This window comes from Streptomyces sp. NPDC004542 (assembly GCF_040610035.1).
Taxonomy (GTDB): domain Bacteria; phylum Actinomycetota; class Actinomycetes; order Streptomycetales; family Streptomycetaceae; genus Streptomyces.
Genome location: NZ_JBEXLP010000019.1, coordinates 52,547 through 67,138, shown reverse-complemented (window position 1 = coordinate 67,138; position 14,592 = coordinate 52,547). Strand labels below are relative to the sequence as shown.

Genomic DNA, 14,592 nt, shown 5'->3' with positions numbered 1-14,592 from the left:
TGGAGAACGGCCCGGGGACGGCATGGAGGCGGTCCGGAAAGCCCCCGGGAGGGGACGGGGACGGGAAGACCCCCGGAAGACCGCCTGGAAGGCGATCAGGCCTTCGGTGCCACCCGGCTCAGCCCGTTGATGATCCGGTCCATCGCGTCGCCGCCGGTCGGGTCGGTGAGGTTGGCCAGGAGCTTCAGGGTGAACTTCATCAGCAGCGGGTGGGTCAGGCCGCGCTGGGCGGCGATCTGCATGACCTTCGGGTTGCCGATGAGCTTCACGAAGGCGCGGCCCAGCGTGTAGTAGCCGCCGTAGGTGTCCTTGAGGACGCGCGGGTAGCGCTGGAGGGCCAGTTCGCGCCCGCCGGGCGTGGCCCGCGCGTGCGCCTGGACGATGACGTCGGCGGCGAGCTGGCCGGACTCCATGGCGTAGGCGATGCCCTCGCCGTTGAAGGGGTTGACCAGTCCGCCCGCGTCACCGACCAGCAGCAGGCCCTTGGTGTAGTGCGGCTGGCGGTTGAAGGCCATCGGGAGGGCGGCGCCGCGGATCGGGCCGGTCATGTTCTCCGGCGTGTAGCCCCAGTCCTGGGGCATGGAGGCGCACCAGGCCTTCAGGACCTCGCGCCAGTCCAGCTCCTTGAAGGAGTCGGAGGTGTTGAGCACGCCGAGGCCGACGTTGCTCGTCCCGTCGCCCATGCCGAAGATCCAGCCGTAGCCGGGCAGCAGGCGGTCCTGGGGCCCGCGGCGGTCCCAGAGCTCCAGCCAGGACTCCAGGTAGTCGTCCTCGTGGCGCGGGGAGGTGAAGTAGGTGCGGACCGCGACGCCCATCGGGCGGTCCTCGCGGCGGTGCAGGCCCATCGCGAGGGACAGCCGGGTGGAGTTGCCGTCGGCGGCGACGACGAGCGGCGCGTGGAAGGTGACCTCGCGCTTCTCCTCGCCCAGCTTGGCGGTGACACCGGTGATGCGGCCGGTGCGGTCGTCGACGACGGGGCCGGAGACGTTGCAGCGCTCGTAGAGCCGCGCCCCCGCCTTCTGGGCCTGCCGGGCGAGCTGTTCGTCGAAGTCGTCGCGCTTGCGGACCAGCCCGTAGTCGGGGAAGGAGGCGAGGTCGGGCCAGTCGAGCTGGAGGCGGACGCCGCCGCCGATGATCCTGAGGCCCTTGTTGCGCAGCCAGCCGGCCTCTTCGGAGATGTCGATGCCCATCGCGACGAGCTGCTTCACGGCGCGCGGGGTGAGTCCGTCGCCGCAGACCTTCTCCCTCGGGAACTCGGTCTTCTCCAGCAGGAGCACGTCGAGTCCGGCCCTGGCGAGGTGGTACGCGGTGGTGGAGCCGGCTGGCCCCGCGCCCACGACGATCACATCGGCGGTGTTGTCGGAGAGGGGCTCGGTCACGGCGGGATCTCCCCAGGGTTCGTAATGTGCGTGCCGAAGGGCACTGGACATGGGCAGTCTATTCAGCAGCATCGATCACCCGGCTGAAGGGCTGCCTCCGTGAACCGACCTCTCCCCGCGGTACGACTGCGCGTCCCCACCCACGAGGACGCGTTCGCCTGGCACCGGGCCTTCGACGATCCCGAGGTCATGGAGTTCTTCGGCGGCACGTCGGCGGCCCTGTCGTTCTACGAGGAGCTCACCGCCCGCCAGCGCCGGCACGACGCCGAGCGGGGCTTCTGCCTGTGGTCCGTGCTCGGCGCGGCGGACGAGGTCATCGGCTTCACGGGCGCCCAGCCGTGGCCGCAGGAGTGGGGGCCGAAGGGCGAGACGGAGATCGGCTGGCGGATCGGGCGGGAGCACTGGGGCAAGGGGTACGTCACCGCGGCGGCGCGCGAGACGCTCGACCGGGTGCGGGCGGCGGGCGTGCCGGAGGTGGTGGCCGTGATCCGGCCCGACAACGAGCGTTCCGTCGCGGTGGCCCGGCGCCTGGGCATGGAACCCGCCGAGACCTTCACGCACCCGAGGCTGAACGTGCCGGCGCTCTGCTACCGGCTCAGCCTGAGCCGGAAATGACCGCGATCGACCGATGAACAGCCAATAATTCATTACACAGAGTAGCCGACTGTCACAGAAAGACACCTGAAGCTTCCGGCTGCCGCGTACGCGGGGTTACCCTTCCAGTACCGCTGGGGGTGACATCTGTGCGTATAACACCCAAAACACCCGAAGTGCGCGTACCTCGTCTCGTCGGTCTGATGGCCGTCGACGCGCGCGAGACCGCCCGGGCCTGGGGCCTGTTCCTCAATGCCCCGGACCGGCCGGACTTCCTCCACACCGTCGTCGACCACGTCGTGCGCCAGTACCCGCAGCCCGGGGCCGAGGTGCCCCCGGACTCCATGGTGTACGTGTGGTTCGACTTCGGTGAGGGAGAGGGCGGCGGGGGCGTGCGCGAGCCCCGCATCCCGAGGCCGCCCAGGGGCGGGCTGCAACGCGAACTGGACGAGCCGGGCGATCCGTACGCCGTCGTCGGGTTCAGCTCGCCTTGAAACCCCGGTGCAGGGCGACCACGCCGCCCGTGAGGTTCCGCCAGGCCACCCGGGACCAGCCCGCCTCGCGCAGCCGCTCGCCCAGCGCGGGCTGGTCTGGCCAGGCGCGGATGGACTCGGCGAGGTAGACGTAGGCGTCGGGGTTGGAGGAGACCGCCCGGGCGACCGGCGGCAGGGCCCGCATCAGGTACTCGGTGTAGACGGTGCGGAAGGGCGCCCAGGTGGGGTGCGAGAACTCGCAGATCACCACCCGCCCGCCGGGCCTGGTCACCCGGTACATCTCGCGCAGCGCCGCGTCCGTGTCCTGCACGTTGCGCAGGCCGAAGGAGATGGTGACGGCGTCGAAGGTGTCGTCCCTGAACGGCAGCCGCGTGGCGTCGCCGGCCGTGAAGGGCAGCCAGGCGTTGCGCCTCTTGCCGACCTGGAGCATGCCCAGGGAGAAGTCGCAGGGGACGACGTAGGCGCCCGTCCGCGCGAACGGAAGCGACGAGGTGGCCGTCCCCGCGGCCAGGTCCAGGACCTTCTGCGCGGGGCGCGCGTCGACCGCCTTCGCGACCTCCTTGCGCCACACCCGGTCCTGGCCGAGTGACAGCACGTCGTTCGTCAGGTCGTACCGTTCCGCCACGTCGTCGAACATCGAGGCGACTTCGTGCGGCTGCTTGTTCAGGGAAGCGCGGGTCACCTCGCCATTCTTGCAGCACGCCCTCACGGCAGCAGCCTCGGCTTCTCCTTCGGGAGCGTCCGGAAGGCGCCCGCCGGCCAGGGCCTGTCGGACCATTCCCGTCGTCGCCTGGATGTACCTGGGGGTGTGCCCGGTGCGGCGAGTGGGGGCACCCCCTCTGGGGGAGCGTGCACGGCGTCGCGCGGCAGACGGGAATGGTCGGACAGGCCCTAGCGGCGCCGGTGTACGAGCCGTCCGGCGCACACCGTCGCGATGCACGCGCCGCGGTCGTCGAGGACGGCGAGATCGGCGCGGCCGGCCTCGACGAGCCGGAGGGGGTGGGGCCCGGGCCCGGGGAGGACGAGCACGTCGTTGCGAGCGGCGGCCGCCCGGAGCCCGGGCGAGTCGACGTACGCCTCCAGGACGGCGGCGGCGCCGAGCTTCAGTACGGCGTGGACGCGTTCGCGCGGGCTCGGGGCGTCGGGGAGCGGCCCTTCGTGCAGGCGCGCGGGGCCGAGCACGCCGGGCCAGCTGCGCACCCGGGCGCCCGGGAACCGCTCCTGGAGCTCCGCCAGTGTGCCCACGGCGGCGATCCGCGTGCCCTCGACCGCCACGGCTCCGTCCTCGACCGGGTCCGTGGCGTCCCAGGTGGGGCGGACCTCGTCCGCCGCGTGAATCGTCAGCACCGGTGGATCAGTTGGACGCGAGCAGCTTCAGCTCGGGGTGCGCGGTGCCGCCCGCGATGGCCGTGGACGAGATGTGCGACATCACCCGCTCGTCGACGGGGTCGTTCGCCGGGTCGTCGTGGACGACGAGGTGCTCGTACGTCGTCGAGCGCTGCGCCGGGACCCGGCCCGCCTTCCTGATGAGGTCGATGATCTCGAGGCGGTTGGAGCGGTGCTTGGCGCCGGCCGAGGAGACCACGTTCTCCTCCAGCATGATCGAGCCGAGGTCGTCCGCGCCGTAGTGCAGCGACAACTGGCCGACCTCCTTGCCGGTGGTCAGCCAGGAGCCCTGGATGTGCTGGACGTTGTCGAGGAAGAGGCGGGCGATCGCGATCATCCGCAGGTACTCGAAGAGGGTCGCCTGGGTGCGGCCCTTGAGGTGGTTGTTCTCGGGCTGGTAGGTGTACGGGATGAACGCCCGGAAGCCGCCCGTGCGGTCCTGGACGTCCCGGATCATCCGCAGGTGCTCGATCCGCTCGGCGTTGGTCTCGCCGGTGCCCATCAGCATGGTCGAGGTGGACTCCACGCCCAGCTTGTGCGCGGCCTCCATGATCTCCAGCCAGCGCTCGCCGCTCTCCTTCAGCGGGGCGATCGCCTTGCGGGGCCGCTCGGGCAGGAGTTCCGCGCCGGCGCCGGCGAAGGAGTCCAGCCCCGCCTCGTGGATGCGGGTGATGGCCTCCTCGACCGTGACGCCGCTGATCCGGGCCATGTGCTCGACCTCGGAGGCGCCCAGCGAGTGGATCACCAGCTGCGGGAACGCCTCCTTGATGGCCCGGAAGTGCTTCTCGTAGTACTCGACGCCGTAGTCCGGGTGGTGGCCGCCCTGGAACATGATCTGCGTGCCGCCCAGCTCCACGGTCTCCGCGCAGCGGCGCAGGATGTCGTCGAGGTCGCGGGTCCAGCCCTTCTCGGTGTCCTTGGGGGCCGCGTAGAAGGCACAGAACTTGCACGCCGTGACGCACACGTTCGTGTAGTTGATGTTCCGCTCGATGATGTACGTCGCGATGTGCTCGGTACCGGCGTACTTGTGGCGGCGTACGGCGTCGGCGGCGGCGCCCAGCGCGTGCAGCGGGGCGTCGCGGTAGAGGGCGAGCGCCTCCTCGGGGGTGATCCGCCCACCGGCGGCGGCACGGTCGAGGACGGACTGAAGGTCGGCCTTCTCGGTCACCGGGGTCCCTTTCGCACGGTTCACAAGGGTCGTGGACAGACCGATCCAGCCTACGTCAGGGCCTTCGCCCGGCCGACGTCAGGCCGTGTACGCGCCGATCAGGACCCCCGCGAAGGCGCCCGCGATCAGGAACGGACCGAACGGGATCATCGTCTTGCGGCCCGCCCGCCGCGCGACGACGAGCGCACCGGCGTACAGCGCCCCGAACAGGAATCCCGCGAAGGTGCCCAGCATGACCGGCGGCCAGCCGTACCAGCCGAGCACGGCGCCCATCCCGAGGGCCAGCTTCACGTCACCGAAGCCCATGGCCCCGGGGTTGACGAGCCACAGCACGAAGTAGCCGGCGCCGAGGGCGAGAGCGCCCAGCAGGGCGGTGAGCCAGTCCCCGGCGTGTTCGGGGACCAGGGCGACCACCCCGAGCAGCCCGAGGGCGGCTCCCGCGAGCGGCAGTGTCACCGCGTCCGGCAGCCGGTGCACCCGCAGGTCGACCACCGCCAGCAGCACCGCGAGGGGCGCGAGCAGCAGCCAGACGCCGAGTTCGGGCCGGGTGCCGGTGGCGGCGGCGAGGGCGGCGCAGACGAGGGCGGTGACGGTGGCGAGGGGGGCGGCGCCCGGGCCGTACGCCGACTCGGGCCAGGTGCACCGCGCGCACCGCGCCCGCCCGGTCCAGCCCCCGACCGGGTGGCCGCCCGGACAGCTCTTCCGCCACTCCTCCTCCGGCGGGACGGAGAAGCGGTAGGCGGCCCGGGGCAGCAGGGTGCCCGCCGCCGCGCCCCACAGCGCGGCGACGGCGACCAGCAGGGCGTCACTCATCCGCAGGCGTCCCCGGTCCTATCCGGCCGCGGCGGCGCCGTCGCGCCACGTCGGGAGGAGCTCGTCGAGGAGCGCCTCGGTGCGCGGCGGCAGGCCGCGGGCCCCGCTGCGGCCGAGGAGGCCGGCGGCGAGGGAACGCAGCCGGGCCGGGTCGCCGGTGGCGTGGGTGGCCCGCAGGAGCTCGTTCCACAGGCGTTCGTCGTCCGGGGCGGTCCTGAGCGCCGCGTTCAGCGCCTCGATGGCCTTCTCCGCGCGGTCCTTCTCCAGGTGGAAGGCGGACAGCGCGAGGCCGATGTCGGCCACCAGCAGCGGGAGCCGGGCGTCGATGATCTCGTGGGTGAGCCAGCGGTAGCGGCCCTCGGGCCGGTCGGCGAGCAGCGGTCCGCGGACCAGCACCAGCGCGTCGGTGAGCAGCCGTCCGCGCACCGCCCGGCTGTCGACGCCCTTGCCCTGCGTGGCCTCGTGGTAGAGGGAACGCAGCACGTCCAGGTCGGAGACGACCGACTTGGCGAGCGTGAGCCGTCCGGTCTCGTCGGCGCTGAGCCGGGGGCTGCCGTCCGGGTCGGTGCCGAGCCAGGCGCGCAGCCGCTCCATGAGCGCCTCCCGCACGTCGTCCGTGACGCCGCGCGGCCACAACGCGGAGGCCAGCACGCGCGGGTGGACGCCCTCACGGTGCAGGAGCAGCAGGGCGAGCGCCTCGTGCAGCAGCGCGCTGCGGTCGCCGTCCGGGGTGTCGAGGCCGATGATCTCGTACGCCCCGACCAGACGCGCGTACACCGCCGGCCGCCCCTGCTCGCTGATGTCGACGAGGAACGGCGGGGTGGTGGTCGGCCCGTCCGGGTCGCGCTCGGGGTCGGCCTCGACGAACAGCTCGACGACCGCCTGCCGCTGGGCGGCGGGCAGCAACTGGGCGTCGAGTTCGAGGCCGAGCAGCGGGGCGAGCAGCTTGCCCTGGGCGGTGATCTCCATCTCCCAGGCGGCGCCGGGCAGGTCGCCGGTCTCGGTGCCGACCAGGTAGCCGATGCCGAGACGGCTGGCGTCGGCGGCGAGTTCGGCGAGTCTGACGGCGTCCTCGGCGGCGGGCTGGGCGGCGAGCAGCACGAGGTGCGGGGCCCAACGGGTGTGCTGGGCGGGGCCGGTGCGGCCGGTGAGCACGGAGTCGTGCCCGGCGGCGCCCAGGGCGCCGCGGCGCTGCCGCGTCTCGGCCTCCATGGTCTCGATCAGTGCCTCGATGCCGTCGAGGTGGCGCAGCCGGTTGGGGGCGAGCGCGGTGAGGTCCTCGCCGAAACCGACGAGGGTGATGGTCATACGGTCCGACCAGCCGTTGGTGGCGAGTTCGGCGGCGACGGAGGCGAACAGGGCGGCCCGGTCGGCCTCCCGGCCGCTCAGCGAGACGATGCCGGGCACGGCCTCCAGGTTGAGCAGCAGCCTCGAGTCGTCCATGGTGCCGAGGCTGACGAGGCCCGGGTACGGCGCGGCGGTGTCGACGTCCTCGTACCGCTCGGCGTCGGTGCGGGCCAGCATCCAGAACGTCTGGTCCTGCCCGGGCTTCCACGGCGCCGGCGGCTTGCCGGCCGGCTGGGCGAGCTGGAGGTGCAGGTCGCCGTTGCTCAGCCAGGCGGCGTAGACGACGGGCAGCGCGCGGGACTCCGCGGCGAGCGAGGCGGCGAGCCCGCGCAGTGACCGGTCCAGCAGCCGTACGCCGTCCGGGTCGGCGCCGACCAGCAGCGCGTCCTGGACGTCCTGGGCGCCCCCGGTCGGCGTCGGCGGCTCCATGCCGCGCCGACCGCCGACGGCACCGAGCGCCGACTGCCACAGCGCCTGCCGGCGCCGGCGGCCGAGGGCGCCGAGCAGGCCGGCGGCGAGGAGGGGGGCGGCGAGGAGGGCCTCGGGCAGGCCGAAGGAGTCGCTGCCGGAACCGCCTGAGTCGCCGGAGCCGTCGGCGGTGGGGGCGGGCGCCGCGTGCTGCTGCCCCTGCCCCCCGTCCGGGGCGGGCCGCTGCTGGGGCAGGGAGACGTGGGAGGCGCCGGTACCACCGCCGGTACCGCCGCCGGCGTGCTGCTGCCCCTGCTCCCGGGTGTGGTCCCCGGTCCCGGCATAGTCGTGGATCTGCTGCCGCACCTCGTGGGAGACATGGGCGTCGGGGTTCTCGACGAGTTCGCCGCCGTGGGCGTCGCCGGGCATCTCCATGATCCAGCCGGGCCGGATGAGGCTGGCCTCGGACAGCCGCGAACCGTCGGGCTGGACACGGTCCTTGTTGAGCTCGTAGATCTCCTTGTACCGGCGCCCGTCGCCGAGGTGCCGCTGGGCTATCTCCCAGAGGGAGTCGTGGTGACGACCCTCCGGCGGCTGGATCCGGTAGTACTTCGTGCCGCCCTCCTTGGCGGTGCCGCCGCCCCCCGCGTCCGCCTGCGCGGCGGCGTGCGAGGCCTGTTCGGCGACCGCGGCCGCCGCGCTCGCGGCCTGCTCCCGCGGCTGGGTGAACAGGCTCCCCGGCGTCTGCTGGGCCGCGGCGACCGTCCCCTTCTGGTTGCCCTCCAGGCTGTGCCCGAGCTGCGACAGCCCCGGCGTCAGGCTCGCGGCCGTCGCGCCCACGAGCAGCAGGGCGGCGACGAGTTGACGGGCCAGCAGCTGACTGGGCCCGGCACCGGGCACCCGGCCGGGCAGACCGACACCGGAGAGCGCGGCCTTGACCTCGACGAGCACGCAGGCCGTGAACTGCGCCCAGGCCAGCCAGACGATGACCGTGAGCACATGGAGGAACGTCGTGACCGTGATCTCCTGCTGGAGCCAGTCGAGCGACGGCGCCTCGTGCGGCAGCGGCCAGCCCACGGTGACGGCCAGCGCCCCGGGCACGCCGACGACCAGCGCGAGCAGGGCGACGAACGCCAGGAACGCCTTGACGAAGTCCCCGACGCTGCGCCGCCGCACACGCACCGGCTGCGGCGTCCGGTTCCGCGGACTCGCCGGGCCTCCGCTCGGGCTTCCCGTCGAGCCTGATGTGCTGCGTCGCGCCATGGCGGGTGTCCTGGGTGGTGTGGTGGAGGGAGTCGGTCTGGGGGGTGGGTCGAGCCTACAGAGATCCTAAGGACTCCCACCGACACGGCGAAGCCCGGAGGACGAACGCGGCCAGCCGGCCGGCCGTCCCCACACAATCCCCCGCAAGCGCCCAATGTGGCTGTCATACGCCCCTGATGGCTTCGGTCCCAGCCGGGTACCCCGAACTCGGGCGAGATTCAACCGTGGCCCGCCGCACCCTGACCCTGACCACCCACAAGGAACGGTCGTTCGACGCGACGCTCTTACGTGGCCGCCACCTCGCACCACACGTACTTTCCCGCGTGGCCGTTCCTCGACAGCGGGTTCCAGCCCCACAGGTCGGCGCAGGCACCCACGAGCCCGAGGCCGCGGCCCTCCTCGGCTTCCGATTCCGTCAAGTCGGCCAGCCGGAGCGGGGGTTCCGGCGGGCGGGGGTCCGCGTCCCAGGCGCCGATGCGCAGTACGCCGTTCTTCCAGCCCAGCCGGAGGGCGGCCGGTCCCTTCGTGTGCTGTACGGCGTTGGCCACCAGCTCCGTCACGAGGAGTTCGGCGACGTCCGTCAGGCGGATCAGGCCGTGGATCGTCAGGATCAGCCGGAGGGTGCGGCGGCAGACGGTGACCGCCCTGACGTCGTGGGGGATGTGGAGCGTGTACTCCCAGGGCTCGGGAGCGGTTTCGGGCATGCGTGATCTCCGGTGGTGCGTGAGGGGTGGAGAGGGGACTGCGCGTCTCGGGCGGTGGCATTGCCGCGGCCGTCACGGCATGACGGAGCGGTGCGCTTCCGGTACCCCGGGGTTTCGCAGGGTGTGCGTCGCGTCACCGACGGTATGGCCACAATTTGTGACGGTGCAAGTCGTTGGCGTAATCTTCCCCTCGAACGAGGCCCTGCCACACGGCAGTCGGGGCGAGGAGGAAGCGATGCCGCGTAGGCAGCAGCCCACCGCACGACAGGAGCGCCTGGGCGCCGAGCTGCGAAAGCTCCGCGAGGCCGCCGGGCTCAAGGGGCGGGAGGCTGCCGCCCTGCTCGGAACGGACTCGGCGCAGATCAGTCAGATCGAGTTCGGTACGGCCGGAGTGAGCGAGGAGCGGGTACGTCGGCTTGCCGCCCATTACTCCTGCACGGACGATGCGTTGATCGCGGGGCTGGTGGCGATGGCCACTGACCGCACACGCGGGTGGTGGGAGGATTTCCGGGGTCTGCTGCCGACATCGTTCTTGGATCTCGCGGAGTTGGAGTACCACGCCACCTACCGGCACGACATCGAGTTCCTGAACGTCCCTGGTCTCTTCCAGACCGAGGACTACGCCCGCGCCGTCTTCTCCTACCGAGTCCCGGAACTCCCGCGGGAGGACACGGAACTGCGGGTACGGCATCGCATGCAACGTAAGACGGTCCTTGAGGGCTCCGACGTGATCCCGTACGAAGCCGTGGTCCACGAGGCGGCGCTACGCATCAGGGTCGGTGACCGTGCCGCCGCCCGCGCTCAGCTCAGCCATGTGCTGCGGCTCTCTGAGGCGGATCACATCACCGTCCGGGTCATCCCCTTCGACCTGGACAGCTTCGGCGGAGCCTGGAGCACCATGATGTATGTGGGCGGAGCTGTGCCCCAGCTGGACACTGCCGTGCGCGATGCGCCTCACGGCACCGCCCTGATCGATTCCGAAGCGCAACTCAGCTCGTTCCGGGCGCTTTTCCGTAAGGTGGAGGCCGTGTCACTCGACCCCGCCCGTTCGCGTGACTTCATCCACAAGCTGGCGAAGGAACTGTGAGGCGCACTGTGACCAGCCCCGTCCACTGGCAGAAGTCGTCCTACTCCGGCGGCGGCGACGGCAACAACTGCCTTGAGCTCGCGGCCCTGCACGACTCCCTCCTCGTCCGTGAAAGCGAGGAGCCCGCGACCGCCCTCAAGACCTCCCGGCCCCCCATAGCCGCCCTCATAGGCCACCTCCGCGACAAGTGACGGGCGGCCGTCACGCCGTCGCGCACGTGAACACCGGCGGGCGGGGCCGGCACCGGCTCAGCCCACCTCGTTCTCCGCAGTCGCCCGGCCGCGCACCACGACGTCCCCGCCGTAGAACATGCCGGTGAACACCGGCTCGTACGTCAACTGCACCTCGACCTCGACCTGTTGCGCGTCGGCGGTCACGCAGTGCGTCGCGGCGATGTCCGCGCCGCTCATGTCCATCTCGCGGGCGAAGGCCTTCACCCGGGCGTCGCACTCGTCGAACTTGATCGGCGCGGCGCCGCCCTCGTCGTCGTAGAGGGCTTCCTTGTCGATGTCCTGGGCGGCGTAGCGGGCCGCCTGTTCCGCGATGTCGGCGGCGCGTTCGCGCTTGGAGATGGACAGGCCGCCGTCGATCACGAACGCGGCGAGGGAGAGGAAGACCAGGGCGAAGATGATCACCGCGCCGGCGCCCGAGCCGCGGTCGTCCGTCCGGGCCAGGCGGGAGTGCCACCAGGCTCGTACCGTGTTGCCCACGTTGCTCACACCGTCCTCCCTCACGCCGTCCTCCGGAACGGGTCCAGCGGGGAGCTGAAGCTCGCCGACAGCCGCGTCGGGACGTCCAGGCCCAGCATCGCCAGGCCCCTCACCTGGCAGCTGACCTCGACCGTGAAGATGGTGTCGGGTTCGAAGCCCTGGCTCGTCTGGACCACGGAGACCGGGCCGGAGCACACGTCCGACAGATCCGCCTCGGCCGCCTTGCGGGCCTCGGCCATCGCCGCGCCGTGGTCCTTCTGGATGGAGCCCGCGCGGGCCGCGTCACGTGCGGCGCCGTCCAGGGCGCCCCGGCCGTCGACCAGTTGACCGAAGGCGACCAGGACCAGGATGAACAGGATCATCACCGGGGCGAGGATGACGACCTCGACGGTCGACAGGCCCCGGTCCCTGTCCGCGTCGGCGGTGACGCGGTCGCGCACGGAGACGAGCACGGAGGTGAGCACGGAGGCGAGGTCCATCTAGTTCTCCCCCTCCTTCACGAACCGCTCCACCGGCCCCGACGACTGCGCGTGCACCGTCAGGTCCAGCCCCGGGAACACCGTCGGCACCCGTGCCGTGATCTCCACGCCGACCGTGTGCTGCTCCGGCTGGAGCATCGTCACGTTCGGGGAGAGCACGAGCTGCGGGCCCAGTTGGCGGATGTAGGAGTCGACCACGTCCCGCGCCTCGCCCCGCCACCCGCCGGGCTGTTCGTCAGCCGTGGCGCGGGCCTTGCGGGCGCCGGCCTGGGCGGCCGCCTGGGCCACGTGGTCGGCGAAGAAGTACAGCGCGAACTGCACCGTCGCGAAGATCATGAAGAAGAGGACGGGAGTGAGCAGTACGAACTCGATCGCGGTCATGCCGGAGTCCCCGGCCCGCCCGCGCGCGGCCTGAGTCCGGCGGCGCGCCCATCCGCCCGCGCCCGCCCTCACGCCCACAAACAACCCCGTCATCCCCGTCTTGTCGTACCCGTGATCAGCGGATCGCGGATCAGCAGGTCTTGCTGGCGCTGGCGCCCTTGATGCAGTCCCCGACCTTGTTGGCGCCGTCGCTCAGCGCGGCGTTGATGATCGCGGCCACCACGCCGACGATCGCCACGACGACCGCGGAGATGATGACCCACTCCACCGCGGAGGCACCGCGGTCGAGTTCACCGGAGCGGGCCCGCTCGACGCGGGCCCGCAGGAAGGTGACCAGGAAGTCCACGGCCGGGATCCCGGTGCTGACGTTCCGTCCGTCCATGAGTTCCTTCATGATGAATCGTCCTCTCGAAACAGCAGTTGGCACAAGCTCGGGAATCGGCTCACACCTGGAACACCCGCATCGCCGCCGGGAAGATCAGGAACACCAGGAACCCGGCGCACAGCAGCAGTTGGGCGACGAGCATCGACTGTGACTTCTCGCCCGCGCTGCCCTCGATCTCGGCCAGCTCGCGGTGGCGCATGGTCTCGGCGCGGGAGGCGAGGGACTCGCGGACCTTGGCGCCGTCGTCGGCCACCAGGGCCAGCGACGCGGAGAGGTCCTTCAGCTCCTCCACGCCCAGCTCCTCGCCGAGCGCGCCCAGCGCCCGCCACTGGCTGACACCGGTGATACGGGCGTCGGCGAGGGCATTGCGGATGCGCTGGTTGGCCCAGCCGTCGGAGACCTCGGCCGCGGCCATCAGTGCCTCGGGCAGACCCCGGCCGCCGGCCAGGCTCATCGAGACCAGGTCCAGGTAGGCGCCGATGACCCGGCGCAGGTCCCGCCGCTTGTCGGCCGCGTCCCGCCGTACCTCGAGGTCGGGCAGGAAGAAGAACAGGGCCGCGCAGAGCAGGGCCAGCCAGACCGGGATGACCGGGCTGCGGCTGAAACCGAGCGTCCAGACCACCGCGAACAGGAACGGGCCGAAGAACAGCCCGGCGGTGGCCAGCAGCACCTTCGTCGCCAGGAAGTTCTCCCAGCTGCGGTCCAGGACGGCGAGGTCGGCGCGCAGCGAGCGCTGCTCCCAGCCCTGCTGGAGGTAGAACTCGGACACCCGGGCCCCGACTTCGGCCCGCAGCGAGCCGATGCGGCCGGTGTCCTTGGCCTGGCGGGCGGATTCGTACGCCGCTCCGCGCGCCCGCATCGCGTCGATCCGCGCGACCTGCGCGACCGCGCTGCGCTTGGTCGGCATCAGGGCGCGGACGAGGGCGTAGACGCCCAGGCCCAGGACCACGCCGACGAGGATCGGCATCGTCAGGTTCACCGGCGTGCACCTTCCTCCGGCTGGGACGGCTGGGACGGCTGGGTCTGCGTCGGTAGCGGCGCCTGCTGGGCGGGCGTGCGGGGCCGTACGAACTGCACCCCGGACTGGTCGCGCACCAGGAAGCGCTCCGGCGTCTCGATCGTGGACAGCTTGCGCAGCCACCAGAAGCCGAGTGCGAACAGGCCGCAGACGACGGCGAGGACGAGCTGTCCGACCGGGCTGCCGTACGGGGCCACGAAGTCGCGGTTGAAGACGGCGAGGCCGAGGACGAACGCGATGGAGACCGCGACGACGATCTGCACCGAGCGCCGGGTGGAGGCCCGCTGGGCCATCACGCGCTGGCGCATGTCGACCTCCTCGCGCGCCGACTTGGCCAGCGCGCCGAGCACCTGGCGCAGACCGGGGCCGCGCAGCCGGGCGTTGAGGATGAGCGCGGCGACGATGATGTCCGCGGAGGCGTCGTCGATCTCGTCGGCGAGGTGCTGGAGCGCCTCGGGAAGGGGCGTACGGGCGCGCAACCGGTCGACGAGCGCGTCGAGATGGGGCCGCAGTACGGGGGCCGCGGCGCGCGCGGAGGCCGGGATGGCCTGCTCCAGACCGACCGCGCCGGCGATGGTGTCGCGCAGCGACTCGGTCCAGGAGGCGAGGGCCTCGACGCGGCGCATGGCCGCCCGTTCCTCCGCCGCGCCGCCGAAGAGCCGGTCCCAGAAGAAGACGAGGACGCCGGCCGCGATCCCGGCCACCGCCCAGCGGGTCAGCAGCAGCACGGCGAGCCCGACGATCGCGGCGAGCGAGCCGCGCCGGCCGGCGAACCGGATCAGTTCCGCCGCCCGCTCGTTGGCCTTCTGCTTCTCGTGCTCCGGCTTGGCGGGCAGACCACGGATGGCGACCAGGAGCAGGGCGATTCCGCCGCCGACGGCGACGCCGGCGCCGATCGAGTACAGGACGGTGGTGGAGAACAGGCCGCCCAGGGAGCCGAGCGAGCCGAGGGCTTCGTACGTCATGCCGCTCGTCG

At 72.1% G+C, this 14,592-nt stretch carries 17 protein-coding genes; 4 read left to right on the top strand and 13 right to left on the bottom strand.

Annotation, left to right across the window (positions count from 1 at the left end; all coding sequences use genetic code 11):
• Positions 1-95: 95 nt before the first annotated feature.
• Complete coding sequence (locus ABZX30_RS13990) at positions 96-1,430, bottom strand: geranylgeranyl reductase family protein (RefSeq protein ID WP_355932942.1); 1,335 nt, start codon at positions 1,428-1,430, stop codon at positions 96-98.
• A 48-nt stretch (positions 1,431-1,478) separates the two neighbouring features.
• On the opposite strand from ABZX30_RS13990, the gene ABZX30_RS13985 reads away from it, so the two are divergent.
• Together ABZX30_RS13985 and ABZX30_RS13980 are read left to right on the top strand one after the other, a co-directional pair.
• Positions 1,479-1,994 (top strand): GNAT family N-acetyltransferase, encoded by a 516-nt coding sequence (locus ABZX30_RS13985; protein WP_355932941.1) that lies wholly within the window; start codon positions 1,479-1,481, stop codon positions 1,992-1,994.
• 155 nt (positions 1,995-2,149) lie between these two features.
• Positions 2,150-2,467: a PASTA domain-containing protein gene (locus ABZX30_RS13980; protein WP_355932938.1), complete on the top strand. Its 318-nt coding sequence runs from the start codon at positions 2,150-2,152 to the stop codon at positions 2,465-2,467.
• Here ABZX30_RS13980 and ABZX30_RS13975 read toward each other — a convergent pair.
• From ABZX30_RS13975 to ABZX30_RS13950, 6 genes are all read right to left on the bottom strand, one after another.
• A complete protein-coding gene (locus ABZX30_RS13975; protein WP_355932936.1) occupies positions 2,454-3,149 on the bottom strand; it encodes a demethylmenaquinone methyltransferase in 696 nt (231 codons plus the stop codon). The genes ABZX30_RS13980 and ABZX30_RS13975 overlap by 14 nt on opposite strands.
• Positions 3,150-3,358: 209 nt before the next feature.
• Positions 3,359-3,814: a hypothetical protein gene (locus ABZX30_RS13970; protein ID WP_355932933.1), complete on the bottom strand. Its 456-nt coding sequence runs from the start codon at positions 3,812-3,814 to the stop codon at positions 3,359-3,361.
• Positions 3,815-3,821: 7 nt separating this feature from the next.
• Complete coding sequence (mqnC, locus tag ABZX30_RS13965; RefSeq protein WP_355932930.1) at positions 3,822-5,021, bottom strand: cyclic dehypoxanthinyl futalosine synthase; 1,200 nt, start codon at positions 5,019-5,021, stop codon at positions 3,822-3,824.
• Positions 5,022-5,099: 78 nt separating this feature from the next.
• Positions 5,100-5,834: an A24 family peptidase gene (locus ABZX30_RS13960; protein WP_355932928.1), complete on the bottom strand. Its 735-nt coding sequence runs from the start codon at positions 5,832-5,834 to the stop codon at positions 5,100-5,102.
• Between the two features lie 18 nt (positions 5,835-5,852).
• Complete coding sequence (locus ABZX30_RS13955; protein WP_355932925.1) at positions 5,853-8,852, bottom strand: BTAD domain-containing putative transcriptional regulator; 3,000 nt, start codon at positions 8,850-8,852, stop codon at positions 5,853-5,855.
• Between the two features lie 284 nt (positions 8,853-9,136).
• Positions 9,137-9,556: an ATP-binding protein gene (locus ABZX30_RS13950; protein WP_355932923.1), complete on the bottom strand. Its 420-nt coding sequence runs from the start codon at positions 9,554-9,556 to the stop codon at positions 9,137-9,139.
• A 235-nt stretch (positions 9,557-9,791) separates the two neighbouring features.
• Here ABZX30_RS13950 and ABZX30_RS13945 point away from each other — a divergent pair, with 235 nt between their 5' ends.
• A complete protein-coding gene (locus tag ABZX30_RS13945) occupies positions 9,792-10,643 on the top strand; it encodes a helix-turn-helix transcriptional regulator (protein ID WP_355933035.1) in 852 nt (283 codons plus the stop codon).
• An 8-nt stretch (positions 10,644-10,651) separates the two neighbouring features.
• Positions 10,652-10,834, top strand: a complete 183-nt coding sequence (locus ABZX30_RS13940) for a DUF397 domain-containing protein (RefSeq protein WP_355932922.1) — start codon at positions 10,652-10,654, stop codon at positions 10,832-10,834.
• A gap of 57 nt (positions 10,835-10,891) precedes the next feature.
• On the opposite strand, the gene ABZX30_RS13935 is transcribed toward ABZX30_RS13940, so the two are convergent.
• From ABZX30_RS13935 to ABZX30_RS13910, 6 genes are all read right to left on the bottom strand, one after another.
• The gene (locus ABZX30_RS13935) at positions 10,892-11,353 is read right to left on the bottom strand and encodes a pilus assembly protein TadG-related protein (protein WP_355933033.1); all 462 of its coding nucleotides are present in this window, start codon (positions 11,351-11,353) and stop codon (positions 10,892-10,894) included.
• A 20-nt stretch (positions 11,354-11,373) separates the two neighbouring features.
• Entirely contained in the window at positions 11,374-11,832 is a 459-nt protein-coding gene (locus ABZX30_RS13930) for a TadE/TadG family type IV pilus assembly protein (protein WP_355932919.1), read from the bottom strand.
• Positions 11,833-12,213: a TadE family protein gene (locus ABZX30_RS13925; protein WP_355932916.1), complete on the bottom strand. Its 381-nt coding sequence runs from the start codon at positions 12,211-12,213 to the stop codon at positions 11,833-11,835.
• A 130-nt stretch (positions 12,214-12,343) separates the two neighbouring features.
• Positions 12,344-12,595, bottom strand: coding sequence for a hypothetical protein (locus ABZX30_RS13920; RefSeq protein WP_355933030.1), 252 nt, complete (start codon positions 12,593-12,595; stop codon positions 12,344-12,346).
• Positions 12,596-12,656: 61 nt separating this feature from the next.
• Positions 12,657-13,577 (bottom strand): type II secretion system F family protein, encoded by a 921-nt coding sequence (locus ABZX30_RS13915; RefSeq protein WP_355932915.1) that lies wholly within the window; start codon positions 13,575-13,577, stop codon positions 12,657-12,659.
• Positions 13,574-14,581, bottom strand: coding sequence for a type II secretion system F family protein (locus tag ABZX30_RS13910; RefSeq protein WP_355933028.1), 1,008 nt, complete (start codon positions 14,579-14,581; stop codon positions 13,574-13,576). Before ABZX30_RS13910 ends, ABZX30_RS13915 begins: the two co-directional genes overlap by 4 nt.
• Positions 14,582-14,592: the final 11 nt, after the last annotated feature.